Annotated in this window: 19 protein-coding genes; 7 read left to right on the forward strand and 12 right to left on the reverse strand. The window is 65.8% G+C overall.

Annotated elements, in window-relative coordinates:
* Positions 1-20: 20 nt before the first annotated feature.
* From mepA to P9273_RS25220, 4 genes are all read right to left on the reverse strand, one after another.
* Positions 21-1,103, reverse strand: coding sequence for a penicillin-insensitive murein endopeptidase (gene mepA / locus P9273_RS25205; RefSeq protein WP_278051211.1), 1,083 nt, complete (start codon positions 1,101-1,103; stop codon positions 21-23).
* Positions 1,104-1,246: 143 nt separating this feature from the next.
* The gene (locus tag P9273_RS25210) at positions 1,247-2,149 is read right to left on the reverse strand and encodes an SDR family oxidoreductase (protein ID WP_278051212.1); all 903 of its coding nucleotides are present in this window, start codon (positions 2,147-2,149) and stop codon (positions 1,247-1,249) included.
* Positions 2,150-2,162: 13 nt separating this feature from the next.
* On the reverse strand, positions 2,163-3,308 hold the full coding sequence (gene queG / locus P9273_RS25215) for a tRNA epoxyqueuosine(34) reductase QueG (RefSeq protein ID WP_278051213.1): 1,146 nt from the start codon (positions 3,306-3,308) through the stop codon (positions 2,163-2,165).
* A complete protein-coding gene (locus tag P9273_RS25220) occupies positions 3,289-3,981 on the reverse strand; it encodes a glutathione S-transferase family protein (RefSeq protein ID WP_040986376.1) in 693 nt (230 codons plus the stop codon). Before P9273_RS25220 ends, queG begins: the two co-directional genes overlap by 20 nt.
* A 320-nt stretch (positions 3,982-4,301) precedes the next feature.
* Between P9273_RS25220 and P9273_RS25225 the strand changes: the two genes are divergently transcribed.
* Complete coding sequence (locus P9273_RS25225; protein WP_278051214.1) at positions 4,302-5,108, forward strand: undecaprenyl-diphosphate phosphatase; 807 nt, start codon at positions 4,302-4,304, stop codon at positions 5,106-5,108.
* 230 nt (positions 5,109-5,338) lie between these two features.
* On the opposite strand, the gene P9273_RS25230 is transcribed toward P9273_RS25225, so the two are convergent.
* From P9273_RS25230 to rph, 7 genes are all read right to left on the reverse strand, one after another.
* On the reverse strand, positions 5,339-5,716 hold the full coding sequence (locus P9273_RS25230; protein ID WP_278051215.1) for a YraN family protein: 378 nt from the start codon (positions 5,714-5,716) through the stop codon (positions 5,339-5,341).
* Between the two features lie 60 nt (positions 5,717-5,776).
* On the reverse strand, positions 5,777-6,700 hold the full coding sequence (rsmI, locus tag P9273_RS25235) for a 16S rRNA (cytidine(1402)-2'-O)-methyltransferase (protein ID WP_278051216.1): 924 nt from the start codon (positions 6,698-6,700) through the stop codon (positions 5,777-5,779).
* A 193-nt stretch (positions 6,701-6,893) separates the two neighbouring features.
* Positions 6,894-7,037 carry a hypothetical protein gene (locus P9273_RS25240; protein ID WP_278051217.1) on the reverse strand — a complete coding sequence of 48 codons (144 nt, stop codon included), beginning with the start codon at positions 7,035-7,037 and terminating at the stop codon, positions 6,894-6,896.
* Between the two features lie 175 nt (positions 7,038-7,212).
* Positions 7,213-8,385, reverse strand: a complete 1,173-nt coding sequence (gene hemW, locus P9273_RS25245; RefSeq protein ID WP_278051218.1) for a radical SAM family heme chaperone HemW — start codon at positions 8,383-8,385, stop codon at positions 7,213-7,215.
* Positions 8,382-9,053: an RdgB/HAM1 family non-canonical purine NTP pyrophosphatase gene (gene rdgB, locus P9273_RS25250; protein ID WP_278051219.1), complete on the reverse strand. Its 672-nt coding sequence runs from the start codon at positions 9,051-9,053 to the stop codon at positions 8,382-8,384. The genes hemW and rdgB overlap by 4 nt, the downstream gene beginning before the upstream one ends.
* The gene (locus tag P9273_RS25255) at positions 9,053-9,463 is read right to left on the reverse strand and encodes a VOC family protein (RefSeq protein WP_278051220.1); all 411 of its coding nucleotides are present in this window, start codon (positions 9,461-9,463) and stop codon (positions 9,053-9,055) included. Before P9273_RS25255 ends, rdgB begins: the two co-directional genes overlap by 1 nt.
* Positions 9,464-9,469: 6 nt before the next feature.
* On the reverse strand, positions 9,470-10,186 hold the full coding sequence (gene rph, locus P9273_RS25260) for a ribonuclease PH (RefSeq protein ID WP_112098165.1): 717 nt from the start codon (positions 10,184-10,186) through the stop codon (positions 9,470-9,472).
* A 156-nt stretch (positions 10,187-10,342) separates the two neighbouring features.
* Between rph and hrcA the strand changes: the two genes are divergently transcribed.
* The 6 genes from hrcA to P9273_RS25290 all read left to right on the forward strand — a co-directional run bounded on the left by hrcA (position 10,343) and on the right by P9273_RS25290 (position 16,138).
* The gene (gene hrcA, locus P9273_RS25265) at positions 10,343-11,440 is read left to right on the forward strand and encodes a heat-inducible transcriptional repressor HrcA (RefSeq protein WP_040999296.1); all 1,098 of its coding nucleotides are present in this window, start codon (positions 10,343-10,345) and stop codon (positions 11,438-11,440) included.
* 24 nt (positions 11,441-11,464) lie between these two features.
* Positions 11,465-11,662 (forward strand): hypothetical protein, encoded by a 198-nt coding sequence (locus P9273_RS25270; RefSeq protein WP_040999298.1) that lies wholly within the window; start codon positions 11,465-11,467, stop codon positions 11,660-11,662.
* Positions 11,663-11,779: 117 nt separating this feature from the next.
* Positions 11,780-13,120 (forward strand): PQQ-dependent sugar dehydrogenase, encoded by a 1,341-nt coding sequence (locus P9273_RS25275; protein WP_278051221.1) that lies wholly within the window; start codon positions 11,780-11,782, stop codon positions 13,118-13,120.
* Between the two features lie 356 nt (positions 13,121-13,476).
* On the forward strand, positions 13,477-14,094 hold the full coding sequence (locus P9273_RS25280; protein ID WP_278051222.1) for a LysE family translocator: 618 nt from the start codon (positions 13,477-13,479) through the stop codon (positions 14,092-14,094).
* A gap of 324 nt (positions 14,095-14,418) precedes the next feature.
* Complete coding sequence (gene cysK / locus P9273_RS25285) at positions 14,419-15,399, forward strand: cysteine synthase A (RefSeq protein ID WP_278051223.1); 981 nt, start codon at positions 14,419-14,421, stop codon at positions 15,397-15,399.
* A 109-nt stretch (positions 15,400-15,508) separates the two neighbouring features.
* A complete protein-coding gene (locus tag P9273_RS25290; protein ID WP_278051224.1) occupies positions 15,509-16,138 on the forward strand; it encodes a glutathione S-transferase family protein in 630 nt (209 codons plus the stop codon).
* Here P9273_RS25290 and P9273_RS25295 read toward each other — a convergent pair.
* Complete coding sequence (locus P9273_RS25295) at positions 16,135-17,382, reverse strand: RNA polymerase sigma factor (RefSeq protein ID WP_278051225.1); 1,248 nt, start codon at positions 17,380-17,382, stop codon at positions 16,135-16,137. The two genes, P9273_RS25290 and P9273_RS25295, sit on opposite strands and share 4 nt — an antisense overlap.

Below are 17,382 nucleotides of genomic sequence, written 5' to 3' on the forward strand. Positions count from 1 at the left end.
AGGGGAAGCCCGCTTGGGCCTCAGTTCCCGGGTCTCGGCCTCGGCAGCGGAATGCCGATCTTTGGCGTCGGCGCGAAAGCGCTGGCGGCCGCCGGGATCACGGCGTCGCCGCTGGAGATCGTTTGCGCCGGTTCGGTCGGCTGCGGTTCGGCCACCCCGACCGCGGCGGCGCTGCCGCCGTGATAGGTCACTGCCTCCAACGAGGGTGCGTCCGGTGCATTGACCACGTCCTGGCATTGCTTGGGCAGATTGGCCATCGTCATCAGGTCGCGCGCCTTGGGGGCGTCCGGGTTCTTGTTCGGCCGCCAAGGCTCCTCGGTGAACCACCAGGCCAGCGGCTTGCCGCAGCCATCGTCGTTCGGCGTCGCTTCCTGCCCCTTGCAGAAGGGCGAGCCCGGCTGGCAGCCTATGCGCATGTGGAAATGATAGTCGTGGCCCCAGAACGGGCGGATCTTGCGCAGCCAGGAGCGGTCGCCGGTGACGGTGTCGCAGAGCTTCTTCTTGATGCCGGGATTGACCAGGATGCGCTCGACCTCAGGGTAGCTCGCCGCGCGTCTCAAAAGCCTGGTGTGCGCGGGCGTCCACAGCGCGTCCTTCACCAGATGCGTCTTCTCGTTGACCATCAGCGTCGCGCTCATGGTCTCGCGCTGCGCGATGGTCAGCGGCCGCCTCGGCATCGGCGTCAGCCAGATGTCGGCGTCGAGCCCGATCTGGTGCGAGGCATGGCCGGTCATCATCGGTCCGCCGCGCGGCTGCGAGATGTCGCCGACCAGAAGCCCCGGCCAGCCATCCGCCTGGGCATCGCGCGAAAGCTTCTCGATCAGCGCGATCATCGCCGGATGGCCCCAGCGCCGGTTGCGCGAGGGGCGCATCACCTCCCAGGTCGGGCCGTCCATCGGCAGCGCCACGCCGCCGGTGAAGCAGCCTTTCGAGTAGAAGCCGAAGGATTGGGCAGGCGCCACGGCCGGCAGTTTCCGGGCGCCGAACAGCTCCTTCGCGCGGGGTTCGGCCGAAATGGCCGCCGCCGCCAGCGCGGCGAGCGCCACAAGCGCCAGGGCGGCGGTCAGGAACGGCTTGCGGTCGGGCAGCGATCGCAAATTCATCAGGCTGGGTCCCTCTCCAGTCTATCCCTTTGCCGCGTGGCCAAGCGGCCCGGTCAGGAACGAATCATAACACGCCGCCCGTCCCGCATCGATCAAAGCGTTGGAAGACGGTGTCGTCCGAACACCCCTTCACACTTTCGGCATCATCCTCTCATCGGGCTGCGCGGCTCGCCGTCCCGCCAGTTGCCCTCGGCCCACATCCGCTCCAGCGCCACCCGGTAATTGGGGAACCGGAAGCGGTAGCCGGCCGCCTTGATTGCCTGATTCGCGACGCGCTTGTTCTCGCCATAGAAAGACCGCGCCATGGGCGAAAGTTGGGCAGTCTCGAAGGGAATTTCCGGCGGCGGCGCGACCCCCATCAGCTTGGCGGCATAGGCGACGACATCCTGCGGCGGCGCCGGCTCGTCGTCGGTGACGTTGAAGATCCCGCCGAGGTTGTTGTCGGCGAGATACCAGAGCGCGCCGGCGATGTCGTCGCAGTGGATGCGGTTGAACACCTGGCCCGGCTTGACCAGCCGCCTTGCGGTGCCGTCGTCGAGATTGGCCAGCGCGTTGCGACCCGGCCCATAAATGCCGGAAAGCCGCAGGATCGCCACCGGTTTGCCGGTCTCTCGGCCAAGCGTCAGCCATTCCTGTTCGGCCGCCACCCGCATCGTCGAGCGCTTCGACACCGGCCGGCAGTCGCTGGTCTCGTCGACCCAGGCGCCGCCATGGTCGCCATAGACGCCGACGGTCGAGAGATAGCCGATCCACTCCAGCGCCGGCATCTTTCCCCGAAGCGCATCGCCGGCGGCGTTGAGCACCGGATCGCCGGCCTCGTCGGGAGCGACCGAGACGATGAGATGCGTGGTCTTGGCGAGCGCATCGCTGAGCTCGGGCGACAGCGCGCCGTTGAATTGCACGGGCTCGATGCCGGCCGACCGCAGCGCCTCGAACTTCTCCGGCGCCCGGGTCGTGCCGGAGACCGGCGCATGTTGGGCGTTGGCCCGCGCGAAAGCTTTGGCCGAATAGCCGGCGCCGAAGATGAAGAAGCGTCTTTCGCTCATCGATGAACCTCCATCAATCGGCCTTCACGGCCAAAGCCGCCAACCATTCCTCGCGGACCGCCGCATCCGTTTCGGTCTTCGAAGCGCTAGCGGCGAGGTCGCCAAATTCGCGGTCGGAGAGCAGTCGCGACAGAGCCCAGATTGCCGCACCCCGCACCAGCGGCGAGCCGTCATGGAGCAGGCGACGCACAATGGGCGTCAGCGAAGCGTCGCTCGAATTGCCGGCGGCGATCAGCACATTGCGGATAAAACGGTCGCGGCCGATGCGCTTGATCGGCGAGCCCGAGAAGAATGAGCGAAAGCCTGCCTCGTCGAGCGCGAGCAGTTCCGACAGCGGCGGTTCGCGCAGATCGTCCCGCGCGGCAAGCTTCACCTCGGATGCCGCGCTGGCGAACTTGTTCCACGGGCAGGCGGCCAGGCAGTCGTCGCAGCCATAGATGCGGTTGCCGATCTTTTGGCGGAATTCGTGCGGGATCGGCCCCTTGTTCTCGATGGTGAGGTAGGAGATGCAGCGCCGCGCATCGAGCCGGTAGGGCGCCGGGAAAGCACCGGTCGGGCAGACGTCGAGGCAGGCGCGGCACGAGCCGCAATGGTCGATCTCCGCTTTGTCCGGCTCCAGCTCGGCCGTGGTGAAGATCGTGCCGAGGAACAGCCACGAGCCATGCGCGCGGCTGACCAGATTGGTGTGCTTGCCCTGCCAGCCGAGCCCGGCCGCTTCAGCCAGCGGCTTTTCCATCACCGGCGCGGTGTCGACGAACACCTTCACGTCGCCGCCGGCGCGCGCGACGATCTTGCCGGCGATCTCCTTCAGCCGGCCCTTCATCACGTCGTGATAGTCGCGGTTTTGCGCGTAGACCGAGATCGCGCCGCGGTCGGGCTTGGCGAGGACATCGCGCGGATCGCGGTCCGGGCCGTAATTCATGGCGAGCACGATGATCGAGCGCACCTCCGGCCACAGCGTCGAGGGTTCGGCCCGGCGCTCAAGCGTCTCGGCGATCCACTCCATCGAGCCATGGAAACCGTCCGAGACGAATTCGGCGAGCCTTGCCGGCGCCAACGGGATCGCGTCCGGCCGGGTCACCGCGACCGCCTCGAAGCCGGCGCGGCGCGCCTCCGCGTCGATCAGCGCGCGCAGTCTTTCAGAAGTCGAGGTCCGCATAATGCGATACCGGCGAAAGGCCGCGCACCCGGTCGGAGAGCAGCGGCCGGAACGACGGCCGTGATTTCACCCGCGTGTACCACTCGCGCGCGGCGCCATGTTCGCGCCAGTCGATCTCGCCGAGATAATCGAGCACCGAAAGCGTCGCCGCCGCGGCGAGGTCGGCATAGGTCACCTTGTTGCCGGCGAGCCAATGGCGCGTGCCGGCGAGCCAATTGGTGTATTTCATGTGCTGGCGAATGTTGGCGCGGGCGGCGCGGATCGCCGCCGAGTCCGGTGAGCCGCCGCCGGCGGTTTCCGGCATGACAGGCTTCAGCACGCGCTCGCGCACCAGATGCCGGGTCACCTCGCTTTCGGCCTTCGCCAGATACCAGTCGGTCAGCCGGCGGATTTCGGCGCGCTGCATCGGGTCCTCGGCGAACAGTCTTTTGTCGCGCTTCAGCACGCCGCGCGTCTCGTCGAGATATTCGGCGATCACCATGGCGCCGACGATCGGCACGTCGCCTTCGGCCAGCAGGATCGGCAGCGTGCCGGCCGGGTTCAGCGCCAGGAACTCCTTGCGCCGCGTCCACGGCTTCTCCTCGATCAGCGCCAGCTCCTCGCCATACTCGCCGAAAGCGAGGCGGACGAACCGGCAGGTGGCGAACATGGGATGATGGAAAAGCGTCAGCATGGTTCCGCGATGATAGGGCGCACTAGTGTGGTGGATTTGAAGTTCCTGTACCCTCAATGGCATCAGCGTCCAGGAACTTCAAATCCAAAACCACACTAGAACTCGAAGTTGACAGTGTGGCTCAGAATCCGGAATTCGCTCATTGCGCTGCTCCGAGTGCGGCGAATTCCGGATTGCCACACTGGCGAATCGGTGTCAGCGCCGGTAAGTCTTGGCCGCCCGATTCCAGGGACTGTCATGGTGTTGCGACCTATAGGGGCACTTCCGCCCCATTACAAGCAAACCCTTCCCTTAGCCGCCATCCGAAAGCAGAGGTTGCCATGGAAAGCCAGACCATCGTCGAAGCGCTGCTGCTTGGGCTGCTGGAGGGCCTGACCGAGTTCATTCCGGTGTCGTCGACCGGCCACATCCTGCTTGCCGGCCATTTCCTGGGCTTCCATTCCACCGGCAAGGCCTTCGAGATCCTGATCCAGCTCGGCGCGATCCTGGCGATCCTCAGCGTCTATTTCAGCAAGCTCTGGCATATGCTGGTCAAGCTGCCCACCGATCCGCAGACCCGGCATTTCGTCATCGGCATCCTGATTGCCTTCCTGCCCGCCGCGGTCATCGGCGCGCTGGCGCATGATTTCATCAAGACCATCCTGTTCGAATCGCCCAGGCTGATCTGCATCATGCTGATCATCGGCGGCGTGGTGCTGCTCGTCGTCGACCGCATCAACTTCAAGCCGGTCCATCACGATGTCGAGCGCTTCCCGTTGAGCGTTTATCTCAAGATCGGCCTCTTCCAGTGCCTGTCGCTCATCCCCGGCACCTCGCGCTCGGGCTCTACGATCGTCGGCGCGCTGCTGATGGGCGTCGACAAGCGGGCGGCGGCGGAATTCTCCTTCTTCCTCGCCATGCCCACCATGGTCGGCGCCTTCGCTTTCGATCTCTTCAAGAACCGCAATGTGCTGACCTCGGCCGACCTGCCGATCATCGCGGTGGGCTTCATCGCCGCCTTCGTCGCCGCGCTGATCGTCGTGCGCTTCCTGCTCGACTACGTCTCGCGCAAAGGCTACGCGCTGTTCGGCTGGTGGCGGCTTTTGGTGGGGACCGTTGGACTGTTGGCGCTGATGGTTTGGGGGTGAGCTGAGGTCGCTCTCTTACTGCTTCGTCGAGTTCCTTCGCGCCCCCCTCTGCCCTGCCGGGCATCTCCCCCACAAGGGGGGAGATTGGCAGTTTCGCCCGCGGCACTCTTCTTGCAATGTTGGCGATTGGCGAAAGCGGCGGCGACATCTGATCTCCCCCCAAGTGGGGGAGATGGCCGGCAGGCCAGAGGGGGGCGCTGTCCCGCCAGCCTATCGCCGTTGAGCAGACCTCAATTCCTCCCATAAAACGCGTTCTCGACATGCACCGGCCAGCGCCAGGGCAGCACCGCCACCATGTCGAAACGCATCGAAAGCCGGCCATAATCCGGCTGCCGCGACAGCCACAGATCCGCGGCGCCCTCGATGCGGCGCTCCGATTCGCGGCCGATCGCTTCCATCGCCTCGATCAGCGTGCGCCGCGCCTCGACTTCGACGAACAGCACCAGGTCGCCGCGCCTGGCGATCAGGTCGATCTCGCCGAGCCTGGTGCGGTGGCGGCGGGCAAGGATGCGGTAGCCTTTGAGCATCAGCGCCAACGCCGCCAGCCATTCGCCGCGATGGCCGCGCTGGTAGGCCTTGCGCCGATGGACGACCGTGCGTTCAGCCATCGCCGGCGTCTCTTTGTTTGACCATGATCTTTCCCACAAACCGGTGTCCACTTTTCGGGATCATGGTCTGTCCTTGAGCTCGATCAGCCGTCGGTAGAGCGCCTGTTTCTGCCCGCCGGTCATCTTCGCCGCTTCCGCCGCAGCCTTGGAGGCCGGCATTTCGGCGGCGAGCGACAAAAGCAGCCGGTCGATGTCGCCCGGCTGATCTTCCGCCGCTTCGGGCGGGCCGACGCAGATGACGATCTCGCCTTTCGGGGTGTCGGCGGCCGCATAATGGTCGGCGAGCTCCGCCAGCGTTCCAGTTCGCATCTCCTCGAAGGCCTTGGTCAGCTCGCGGCCGATCGCCGCCTGGCGACCGCCGCCGAGCGCCTCGACCATGGCGCCAAGCGTCTCGGCCAGCCGTCTGGGCGATTCGAAGAAGATCAGCGTCGCCGGCACCGCCTTGAACGTCTCCAGCTTGGTCAGCCGCTGCCCGGTCTTCACGGGTAGAAAGCCGGCAAACAGGAAGGCATCGGAGGGCAAGCCGGAAGCGGTCAGCGCGGCGAGCGCCGCCGAAGGTCCTGGGATCGGCACGACGCGGATGCCGCGCTCCAGCGCTTCGCCGACCAGCCGGTAGCCGGGATCGGAGACCAGCGGCGTGCCGGCATCCGAGATCAGCGCCACGCTCTGTCCGGCCGCCAGCGCCTCGATCAGCTTCGGCCCGGCTTCTTGCGCATTGTGCTCATGATAGGCGGTGGTGCGGCGGCGGATGCCATAGCGTTCGAGCAGCACGCGCGAGACGCGCGTGTCCTCGCAGGCGACGATGTCGGCGCCGGCCAGCGTCTCCAGCGCGCGCAGCGTGATATCGGCCAGATTGCCGATCGGCGTCGCCACCAGATAGAGCGCCGGCTGGAGCGCCCGCGCCGCGATCTCGCTCTGCCCGATCAGATAGCTGCGTTTGTCGCCGGTCACCGGATGCCCCTCATAGCCAACCCTGTTTCGCATGGCTGACGCTTCGTTGCAAAACGTGAGGTCGGGTTAAGGAAATCGCCATGCCTTCGCCACAGTGCGGAACGAAACCCGCAACGGCGAATTTAACCCCTGATTCCCCGGGAGGAGGCAGGACCGAACGATGCCCAATCGCTTCGACATTTTCATAAGCCGGCTTGAAAGCAAGACCGCCCGCGAGGGCATCCATTCACACACCATCGCCGCCCAACCCGGCGCACGCCGCGACAAGGCCGATGCGAAGCCTGTCCGCCACGACGAGGCGCATGGCGAGAAGCAGCGCGGCAAGCACCGTCAGAAGCACGACGCCTGAATAATTCGCGACCTTCGCCATCTCGCGCCTCGTCATTCCAGGGCGCAGCAAGGAGCGAAGCGACGCGCGCAGACCCTGGAATCCATGCCGTTACATCGAAGCGCCACCATCGGCGCAGATACTGCTCCGCTGCGCCCTTCGCGTAGATCACGGCATAGATTCTCGGGTCGAGCCCGAGAATGACGAAGGCACGAGCTCACCTTGCCAGATCGGCGACGACGGCATCCAGGACGATCATGCCGGCGGTCGTGGCGCGCAGCCTTGCGTTGCCGACCGGCGCCACCAGCCCTTCCTCCTGCAGCACCGAAAGCCGTGCGCTCGAAAGGCCGCGCCCCGAGAGCGCCTCGTAGCGCTGCAGGTCGATGCCTTCGGCGAGCCGCAAGCCCATCAGCAGGAATTCGTCGGCCTCTTCCGCCCGCGTCAGGATCTCGCCGCCGGTGACGCCATGGCCCTTGGCTTCGACCAGATTGGCCCAGGTCTCTGGCATCCTTTCCGCGATCGTCACCGTGCGGCGGCCGTTCTCGACGAAACGGCCATGCGCGCCCGGGCCGACGCCGACATATTCGCCATAGCGCCAATAGGTGAGGTTGTGCCGGCTCTCGGCGCCCGGCCGCGCGTGGTTGGAAATCTCATAGGCCGGCAGGCCATGCGCCGCCGTCACCTCCTGCGTCAGCGCGTAGAGATCGGCCGCATGGTCGTTGTCGGGCAGCGTGAATTTCCGCGCCGCGTATAGCGCGTGGAAGGGCGTGCCCTCCTCGATGGTGAGCTGGTAGAGCGACAGGTGGTCGACGGCATAGCCGATCGCCTGCTCCAGCTCCGCTTCCCACGCCTCCGGCGTCTGGCCGGGCCGCGCATAGATCAGGTCGAAGGAGAGGCGGGGAAATATGTCCCGTGCGAGGCCGATGGCGTGCAGCGCCTCCTCGACATTGTGCAGCCGGCCGAGGAAGCGCAGATCCTTGTCGTTCAGCGCCTGCACGCCAAGCGAGACGCGGTTGACCCCGGCGGCGCGATAGCCGCGGAAACGCTCGGCCTCGACCGAGGACGGGTTCGCCTCCAGCGTCACCTCGATGCCGGCCGGCACCGTCCAGTTCTTCGCCACCGCCTCCAGCACCGCGCCCACCGTTTCCGGCTTCATCAGCGATGGCGTGCCACCGCCGAGGAAGATGCTGGTCACCTCGCGCGGCCCGGTGCGGCCCCGCATGGTCTTGAGTTCCGTCTCGATGGCGCGGGCAAAACGCTCCTGGTCGACCGGCTGGTGGCGAACATGGCTGTTGAAGTCGCAATAAGGGCACTTGGCCGCGCAGAACGGCCAGTGGATATAGACGCCGAAGCCGGGGCTGCGGTCGAGCGGTATCGTCACCGCGCTCATGCCGATCCTAATCTGGCCAAATCCAGGCGCGCCTGCGCGAATTTCTGGAAGGCGCGGGCGCGGTGCGACAGCGCCGTCGCTTGGCCGGGCTTCCAGCCATGCTTTTCCTCCGCGCTCATCTCGCCAAAGGTCTTGTCGAAGCCGTTGGGCAAAAACACCGGATCGTAGCCGAAGCCGAGCGCGCCGCGCGGCGGCCATACCAGCCTGCCTTCGGCCTCGCCGCGATAATATTCCGCCTCGCCATCCGGGAAGGCGAGGCAAATGACGGCGACGAAGCGTCCGCTGCGCTGCGAAGGTTCGGTCGCGCGGGCTTCCTGCAGCGCGTTTTCCGTCTTCTGCATCGCCATGCCGAAATCCCTGCTGCCGTCCGGCCTCTCGGCCCAGTTGGCGGTGTAGACGCCGGGCGCGCCGCCGAGCGCGTCGACGCAGAGCCCGGAATCGTCCGACAGCGCCGGCAGACCGGTCGCCTTGGCCGCCGCATAGGCCTTGATATAGGCATTCTCCTCGAAGGTGGTGCCGGTCTCGTCCGGCTCGGCCAGGCCATATTCCTTGGCCGATTTCGCCTCGAAGCCGAACGGCGCCATCAGGTCGGCGAATTCGCGCAGCTTGCCTTCGTTATGGCTGGCGACGACGATCTTCTTCTCCCCAAGGGAATGAAAGGAATGCATCAGAAACCCCAGATCCTTGGCTCGGCGAACTCGATCGAATTGCCCGACGGGTCGCGGATATAGATAGAGTGCCCGCCCTGCGGCCATTCGAAATCGCTTTCGATGGCGATGTTGTTGGCGGCGAGATGCTTGCGCCACGCAGCGATCTCATCGGCGCTCGCCGCAAAGCAGAGATGCCCCTCCCCGGCCGTGCCGTGCGGCGGCACCTTCAGCCTCGCGTCAGGCGCCGGCGGGATTTTCGTCGCCTCGGCGTTGAAGAGAAGCAGCACGCCGTCGCCGCAGCGGAAAAAGACGTGACGTCCCTCGACCTTGCCCAGCGCCTCGAGGCCGATAATGTCGCGGTAGAAGGCTTCCGCGGCGTGTAGGTCCGTGACGTAGAGGGCTGATTCAAGGATCGCGGAGGGCTTCATGGAAACCTACGCCACCGCCATCTGCTGCAGGCTCACCAGCCGCGAAATGCCCTTCTTGGCCAAGCCCATCAACGCCGCGAACTGCTCCTCGGAGAAGGGCTCGCCCTCGGCTGTGCCTTGGATCTCGACGATGCCGCCCTTGCCGGTCATGACGAAATTGGCGTCGGTGCCGGCCGAGGAATCCTCCAGATAATCGAGGTCGATGACCGGCTGGCCGTCATGGATGCCGCAGGAGATCGCCGCGACATGGTCTTTCAGCACCTTGGAAACGCTCACCATCTGGCGCGCTTCCATCCAGCGCAGGCAATCGTAAAGCGCAACCCAGCCGCCGGTGATGGAGGCGGTGCGGGTGCCGCCATCCGCCTGGATGACGTCGCAGTCGACGGTGATCTGCTGTTCGCCCAGCGCCTGCAGATCGACCACGGCGCGCAAGCTCCGGCCGATCAGCCGCTGGATCTCCAGCGTGCGGCCGCCCTGCTTGCCGGCGGAGGCCTCGCGCCGCATGCGTTCGCCGGTCGAGCGCGGCAGCATGCCATATTCGGCCGTCACCCAGCCCTTGCCGGAATTGCGCATCCAGGCCGGCACTTTTTCCTCAAGGCTCGCCGTGCACAGCACATGCGTGTCGCCGAACTTCACCAGGCACGAGCCTTCGGCATGCTTGGACACGCCGCGCTCGAAGGAGATGGCGCGCATTTCATCGGCTTGGCGTTTGGAGGGGCGCATCGAGGCTCTTTCTGTTCTTTCCCGGATTCGTCGGCGGCTTGTAGACGCATGCGCGGCATGGCGCAAAGGAAAACGGCCGGGAACCGCGAACGCGGCACCGGGTTGCGCCGCCGTGGCTTAAGTCTATATCTTTTCGACAGGAGGTTTCTCGCCGGAATGAACAAACCAGTCGATCCGACGTCCCAGAATCCCGGGCTTCAGTCGCCCGTCCTTCAATCACTCGACATGCGCTCGCGCGATATTTTCCGGCGGATCGTCGATTCCTATCTGCGCGACGGCGAGCCGGTCGGCTCTCGCAGCCTGTCGCGCATCCTGCCCTCGTCGCTGTCGCCGGCCACCATCCGCAACGTGATGAGCGACCTCGAGCATCTGGGGCTGATCTACGCGCCGCACGTCTCGGCCGGGCGGCTGCCGACGCAGACCGGCCTGCGTTTCTTCGTCGATGCCTTCATGGAGCTCGGCGACCTGACCGACGAGGAGCGTCGCGTCATCGAGGCGCAGGTGCGCGCCTCGGGGTCGGGCGCCACGCTGGAGCATATGCTGACCGAGGCCAGCCAAATGCTGTCCGGCATGTCGCGCGGCGCCGGCCTGGTGCTTGCCGCCAAGAACGAAGTGGCGCTGAAGCACATCGAATTCATCCAGCTGGAGCCCACCAAGGCGCTCGCCGTGCTGGTGTCGCAGAGCGGCGATGTCGAGAACCGCGTCGTCGACCTGCCGGCCGGCATTACCGTCTCGCAGCTGCATGAGGCTTCCAATTTCCTCAACGCCCATATCAGGGGCCGCACGCTTGCCGAGGCGCGGACCGAGATTGCCCGCATCAAGGAAGAGACCAGGGCGGCCCTCGACACGCTGTCGCAGGATCTGGTCGAAAAGGGCCTTGCGGTCTGGGCCGGCGCCGAAAGCGGCCTGCCGGCGCGTCTCATCGTGCGCGGCCGCGCCAACCTGCTCGAAAACGTCACCGCCCAGGCGGATCTCGAATTGCTGCGCCATTTGTTCGAGGATCTCGAAACGCAGGACGGGCTGCTGCAATTGCTCGACCTCGCCGAGGAAGGGCCGGGCGTGCGCATCTTCATCGGCTCGGAGAACAAGCTGTTTTCCCTGTCCGGCTCGTCGCTGGTCGTCGCTCCCTATCGCGACAAGGACGCCCGCGTCGTCGGCGCGCTTGGCGTTATCGGCCCGACGCGCCTGAATTACGCCCGCATCGTGCCGATGGTCGACTATACGGCGCAGCTGATTTCGCGCATGCTCAGATAGCATTCCGGAAGGAGGGCAAGAAAGATGGCACTGGAAGCAATCAAGGCCCAGATCGACCTCCTGCTTCAGGAAATGATCAACCAGCCCGGAGACGAGCACGAGATCCAGGAGCAGCTGCGCGAGAAATTGCAGGAAATGCGCGCCATGGGCCTTCCCTTGCCGGCCGACCTCGTCGAGTTGGAAAAGAGGCTCGACGACGATCTGGATGCCGAAGAGGCTTGAGCCCGACGTTCCGACAAATCCGCATGCGCAAGCTTCTCTTTTCGGTCGTTTGCCCGATATGTCCTGTCTCTGGGCGCCTGATCGAGTAAGGCGCGTTGGCAGACGACGGAGGACATCATGATGCGGATCGCCGGCCTTGCGGGCCTCGCGCTGGTTTTTGCGACGGGTGCCTTTGCACAGCAGGACAATCGCCCCTTGCTCCGCGGCGAAAAGGCCTTCGGCGACTGGAAGGCCGACCGTCCGGGCGTGCGCCGGCTGCTGAAACCTGAGGATTTGCCGAAACCCGATGTGACGGAATCGGCCTCCAATGGCGGCGGCGTGACTGACCGCCCCGAGGATGCGAAGCCAAAGCTTCCGCCCGGTTTCTCCGCCGAGCTGATCGCTTCCGGCATCGAAAATCCCCGCGTCGTGCGCGTGGCGCCGAATGGCGACCTCTTCGTCGCCGACAGCCGGGCGAACCAGGTCCGCGTCTATCGTTTGGCCGAAGGCAGCGCGAAGCCCGCGCAGAAGTCGATCTTCGCCAAGGGCCTGACCCGGCCCTACGGCATCGCCTTCTACCCGCCGGGCGACAAGCCGCAATGGGTCTATGTCGCCAACAGCAACAGCGTCGTCCGCTTCTCCTATCGCGACGGCGACCTGGAAGCGTCCGGCAAGCCGGAGACCATCGTCGCCAAGGTTCCCGCCAGCCACCATTGGACGCGCGACATCGCCTTCTCGCCCGACGGCAAGACGCTCTATCTGTCGGTCGGCTCCGGCTCCAACATCGCCGAGGATATCGGCGCCAGGCCGAAGGGCGGTGTCGAGGAATGGGCAAAATCGCAGCCGCTGGGCGAGGCCTGGGGCTCGGAACAGGGCCGTGCCGACGTGCTGGCCTTCGACCCCGACGGCAGCAACCGCAGGACGATCGCCACCGGCCTGCGCAACTGTTCCGGCATGACCGTGCAGCCAGCGACAGGGGCGCTATGGTGCGTCGTCAACGAGCGCGACGAGCTCGGCGACAACACCCCCTTCGAATATGCGACCGCGGTGAAGGAAGGCGCCTTCTATGGCTGGCCCTGGTATTACATCGGCGACAATGAGGACCCGCGCCACGAGGGAGTGCGCCCCGATCTCGCCGGCAAGGTCACCGTTCCGGATGTGCTGATCCAGGCGCATTCGGCGCCGCTCAACATCGCCTTCTACGAAGGCGGCAACTTCCCCGCCGAGTACAAGGGCGATGCTTTTGTCACCTTGCATGGTTCATGGAACCGCAATGTCCGCACCGGCTATAAAGTGGTGCGGCTGAGATTCAAGGACGGCAAGCCGACCGGCGAATATGAGGACTTCGCCACCGGCTTCGTCATAGCCGACGACGCGGTCTGGGGCCGGCCGGTTGGCGTCGCCGTGGCCACGGATGGCGCGCTGATCCTGACCGAGGACGGCAACGGCACGATCTGGCGCATTACTTATGGTGGGTAGTTGTTCGACAGAGGGCCTTGAAAGTTGCCGTCGTCGAAAGACAAGACATTCCCGCTCATTCCATGAAATCAGGGCAAACGCTGGCGATTGGCTGAAGCCTCCCCACCTCGTCATTCTAGGGCGGAGCAAGGAGCGAAGCGACGCGCGCAGACCCTAGAATGACGAGGCTCGGCCGGCTCGGCCAATCTCCAAGGCGCGCCCGCCGGCGCGACCGGCCAAACACCGTGCCGGAACTACCTCCCGGCCGAGCTGGCGCAACAAATCCCGCCCTGAGGGAATTACCCTCCACCCGGTATCATGGTAGAAGCCGCGCACCTCATCGATCCCTTCAGGATCATACGCCAGGCCCCAGAACCATGACACTCACCGGATTCCTCGCTTACAGCGCAGCCCTCGGCGTCGCCGCCGCCATTCCGGGTCCCGGCGTGACGGCGCTGGTCGCCCGCGCGCTCGGCTCCGGCTTCCGCTCCTCGCTCGCCATGTCGTTCGGCCTGATGCTCGGCGATCTCACCTATCTCACCGCCGTGGTGCTCGGGCTCGCCTTCGTCGCCCAGACCTTCGGCGTGGTCTTCCTCGCCATCAAATGGGCCGGCGTCGCCTATCTCGCCTTCCTCGCCTGGCGCTTCTGGACCAGCGGCATCACGCCCGAAACCGTCGAGGCGCGGAAGGCCAAGGGCGGGCTGGTGTCGAGCTTCATCGCCGGGCTGACGGTGACGCTGGGCAATCCCAAGACGATGATCTTCTACCTCGCCATCACGCCGACCATCGTCGACGTAAAGACGATCACGCTCGCTGACTACGCCATCCTTGCGGCGCTTACCGTGGTCGTTCTGTTCGTGGTGCTGGTGCCTTACCTGGCGCTGGCCGCCAAGGCGCGCTGGTTCCTGAAATCGCCGCGCGCGCTGAAGGCGCTGAACCGCACCGCCGCCGGTTTCATGATGGGGGCGGCTGCCGCCATCGCGGCCCGCCAATAAGGTGTATTGATATTCAGGTGAGGCCGGCCTGTGAAGGAAGGCTTCCTGCGCTTCCGGTGCTCACGTACTTCAAGTACGCTCCGCTCCGGTTCTCGGAATCCACCCTTCTCGGCTCGGCCTGACCTGAATCTCAACCCACCTTGGTGCGTGATCGCTTTGATTTCAGCCAAACCATTCCTGAAACGCGTCGTGGCGGAAAATGCATTTCCGGTCGCGGACGCTTTTGAGCAGCCGCCCCACTCGGATATTTTCCAGCCTCGGCCTATCTTGCGCGGCTGAAAGCCCTATTCTGTCAGCCTGTGCCATTGCCTTGGGAGCGAACCAATGAACAAGCCCGTCACCTCCGCGCGCGTCCCCGGCCGCGGCCGCATCTTCAATTCGATCACGGAGACGATTGGCGACACGCCGTTGGTCAGGCTGGACAAATTCGCCAGGGAGAAGGGTATCGGCGCCACCCTTCTGGCCAAGCTCGAATTCTTCAACCCGATCGCTTCGGTCAAGGACCGTATCGGCGTCGCCATGATCGAGGCGCTGGAGGAGGCCGGCAAGATTTCGCCCGGCAAGACCACGCTGATCGAGCCGACCTCCGGCAACACCGGCATCGCGCTCGCCTTCGCCGCCGCCGCCAAGGGTTACAAGCTGATCCTCACCATGCCGGAGACGATGTCGGTCGAGCGCCGTAAGATGCTGGCGCTGCTCGGCGCCGAGCTGGTGCTGACCGAAGGCCCGAAAGGCATGAAAGGCGCCATCGCCAAGGCCGACGAACTCGCCGCGACGCTGCCCAACGCCATCATCCCGCAGCAGTTCGAGAATCCCGCCAATCCCGAAATCCATCGCCGCACCACGGCCGAGGAGATCTGGAACGACACCAATGGCGAGGTCGATATCTTCGTTGCCGGCATCGGCACCGGCGGCACCATCACCGGCGTTGGCCAGGTGCTGAAAAAGCGCAAGCCTTCGCTGCATGTCGTCGCGGTCGAGCCGGAAGCCTCGCCGGTTCTGTCGGGCGGTCAGCCCGGCCCGCACAAGATCCAGGGCATCGGCGCCGGCTTCGCGCCGAAAATCCTCGACACCTCAATTTACGACGAGGTCGTCAGGGTCTCGAACGAGGATTCTGTCGCCAACGCCCGCCTTGTCGCCCGGCTCGAAGGCGTGCCGGTCGGCATCTCTTCGGGCGCCGCGCTCCAGGCGGCCATCGTCATCGGCTCGCGGCCGGAGAACAAGGGCAAGAACCTCGTCGTCGTCATCCCCTCCTTCGCCGAGCGCTATCTCTCGACCATCCTGTTCGACGGGCTGGGGGCCTGAACAGACTGGACCGCTGAAAAGGCGGCGCTGGCCTTCGTCGGCGGCTTGAGGCAAGCGCCGCTTCCGGCTCATATCCCCACCGGCCCCAATCGGCCGGCGGGAGAATTTCATGTACAAGCTCTACACGCGCCCCAACAGCGGCGGCTTCGTCGTCGAGGCGGCGCTCGCCATGGCCGGCGTGCCCTTCGAAAAGATCGATGTGCCGAAGAAAGATCCGCCCGATCCGGCCTTCCTTGCCATCAGCCCGCTGAACCAGGTGCCGGTGCTGACGCTGCCGGACGGTCATTCGCTGACCGAATCCGCGGCAATCTGCATCCTGCTTGCCGAGTGTCACCCTGAAGCGCGTCTTGCGCCGCAAGCGGGCTCGCCCGCCCGCGCCGATTTCCTGCGCTGGATGGCCTTCATGTCGTCGGTGCTCTATCCGGCGGTGCTGCGGCTCTATTATGCGCACCGCTACACCGCCGATGGCGAAGGTGTGCAGGCGGTGAAGCAGGCGGCGGTCGAGGAAATGCATCGCGGCTTTGCCATTCTCGACCGGGCGCTGGCCGGCCGCGACTGGATGGCCGGCGACACGCTGTCGCTTGCCGACATCTACCTCGTCATGCTTGTGGCCTGGCATCCTGAGGCCGAGAAAGCCCGCAGCGCCTGGCCCAACGTCGAGCGCCTGTGGGCGAGGCTGCGTGAGAACGAGCTGATGCAAAAGTTGAACGCCTCGCACGAGATGTGGCCCGAAAGCTAATCCCTGATAAGCTTCGCCTTCTCGCCCTGCAGGAAACGCCGCAGCGCGGCGTCGCGCTCGAGGCCGATCGCCCGGTCGTAGGACTCTGCCGCTTGCTTGATGTTGCCGAGCCTTGCCAACAGCCCGGCGCGGGCGGCCCAATAGGGCTGGTAGTCCTGCAGTCTTTTGTCTTCGCCCAGCACGTAAAGGGCCGCCAATCCGGCCGGGGCGCCCTCGGTTTCGGCGATCGCCACCGCGCGGTTGATCGCCACCACCGGCGAGCCGACGACGGCTTGCAGCGCATCGTAAAGCTGTCGGATCGCCGTCCAGTCGGTGCCGCTGCCACGCCGGCGCGCTGTATGGGCGGACTGCACGGCGGCTTCGAGCTGGTAGCGGCCGATGACGCCCTTTTGCGCGGCGCGCACGAGAAGCGCTTCCGCCTCGTCGATCAGGCGATCGTCCCAGAGCGCGCTGTCCTGCTCGGCCAAAGGAACGAAGTCTCCTTCAGGGCCGCGCCTTGCCGAGCGGCGCGCCTCGGCGAACAGCATCAGCGCCAGCAGCCCGAGCGCCTCCGGCTCACCCGGCATGAGCGAGGCGACCAGCCGTCCGAGCCAGATGCCTTCGGTGGCGAGGTTGCGCCGCCTGGTATCGGTGCCGGTCGGATCCGACCAGCCTTCGGCGAAAGTGGCGTAGATCGCCTCAAGCACCGCATCCAGCCGTTCGCTCAGCTCCGCCTGCTCCGGCACGCGAAACGGTATCCCGGTCTCGCGGATGCGCGCCTTGGCCCGCACCAGCCGCTGGCCCATCGTCGCCGGCGAAATCAGGAATGCCGAGGCGATCGTCGCGGCGTCGAAGCCGAGGATCGTCTGCAGGATCAGCGGCGCGCGCACGCTTGCCTCGATCGCCGGGTGGGCGCAGGCGAACATCAGCCGCAACCGGTCGTCGGGCAGCTCCTCGCCCTTCATGCGCGCCTCCATCTCTTCGGCGATCAGCTTCAGGTGATCGCGCGCCGCCTCGCCGGTCAGCCGCCGCCGCACGGCGTCCACGTCGCGCCGGCGCGCCACCGTGAGCAGCCACGCTTCCGGCTGCGCCGGCACGCCGGTCCGCGGCCAGCTTTCGAGGGCGGCGGCGAAGGCGTCGGCCAGCGCGTCCTCGGCGCCGGCGACATCGCGTGTGCGCGCCGCCAGCCAGGCGACCAGCTTGCCGTAGCTGCGCCGGGCGGCCGCTTCGGCCGCCGCCCGCGCGATTTCCGAGCGATCATCCAT

It is taken from the genome of Mesorhizobium sp. WSM4935 (assembly GCF_029625735.1).
GTDB lineage: Bacteria > Pseudomonadota > Alphaproteobacteria > Rhizobiales > Rhizobiaceae > Mesorhizobium.

Coding starts and splice junctions, on each gene's coding strand:
- mepA (WP_278051211.1), bottom strand. CDS start 1,103: ATGAATTTGCGATCGCTGCCCGACCGCAAGCCGTTCCTGACCGCCGCC.
- P9273_RS25210 (WP_278051212.1), bottom strand. CDS start 2,149: ATGAGCGAAAGACGCTTCTTCATCTTCGGCGCCGGCTATTCGGCCAAA.
- queG (WP_278051213.1), bottom strand. CDS start 3,308: ATGCGGACCTCGACTTCTGAAAGACTGCGCGCGCTGATCGACGCGGAG.
- P9273_RS25220 (WP_040986376.1), bottom strand. CDS start 3,981: ATGCTGACGCTTTTCCATCATCCCATGTTCGCCACCTGCCGGTTCGTC.
- P9273_RS25225 (WP_278051214.1), top strand. CDS start 4,302: ATGGAAAGCCAGACCATCGTCGAAGCGCTGCTGCTTGGGCTGCTGGAG.
- P9273_RS25230 (WP_278051215.1), bottom strand. CDS start 5,716: ATGGCTGAACGCACGGTCGTCCATCGGCGCAAGGCCTACCAGCGCGGC.
- rsmI (WP_278051216.1), bottom strand. CDS start 6,700: ATGCGAAACAGGGTTGGCTATGAGGGGCATCCGGTGACCGGCGACAAA.
- P9273_RS25240 (WP_278051217.1), bottom strand. CDS start 7,037: ATGGCGAAGGTCGCGAATTATTCAGGCGTCGTGCTTCTGACGGTGCTT.
- hemW (WP_278051218.1), bottom strand. CDS start 8,385: ATGAGCGCGGTGACGATACCGCTCGACCGCAGCCCCGGCTTCGGCGTC.
- rdgB (WP_278051219.1), bottom strand. CDS start 9,053: ATGCATTCCTTTCATTCCCTTGGGGAGAAGAAGATCGTCGTCGCCAGC.
- P9273_RS25255 (WP_278051220.1), bottom strand. CDS start 9,463: ATGAAGCCCTCCGCGATCCTTGAATCAGCCCTCTACGTCACGGACCTA.
- rph (WP_112098165.1), bottom strand. CDS start 10,186: ATGCGCCCCTCCAAACGCCAAGCCGATGAAATGCGCGCCATCTCCTTC.
- hrcA (WP_040999296.1), top strand. CDS start 10,343: ATGAACAAACCAGTCGATCCGACGTCCCAGAATCCCGGGCTTCAGTCG.
- P9273_RS25270 (WP_040999298.1), top strand. CDS start 11,465: ATGGCACTGGAAGCAATCAAGGCCCAGATCGACCTCCTGCTTCAGGAA.
- P9273_RS25275 (WP_278051221.1), top strand. CDS start 11,780: ATGATGCGGATCGCCGGCCTTGCGGGCCTCGCGCTGGTTTTTGCGACG.
- P9273_RS25280 (WP_278051222.1), top strand. CDS start 13,477: ATGACACTCACCGGATTCCTCGCTTACAGCGCAGCCCTCGGCGTCGCC.
- cysK (WP_278051223.1), top strand. CDS start 14,419: ATGAACAAGCCCGTCACCTCCGCGCGCGTCCCCGGCCGCGGCCGCATC.
- P9273_RS25290 (WP_278051224.1), top strand. CDS start 15,509: ATGTACAAGCTCTACACGCGCCCCAACAGCGGCGGCTTCGTCGTCGAG.
- P9273_RS25295 (WP_278051225.1), bottom strand. CDS start 17,382: ATGGATGATCGCTCGGAAATCGCGCGGGCGGCGGCCGAAGCGGCCGCC.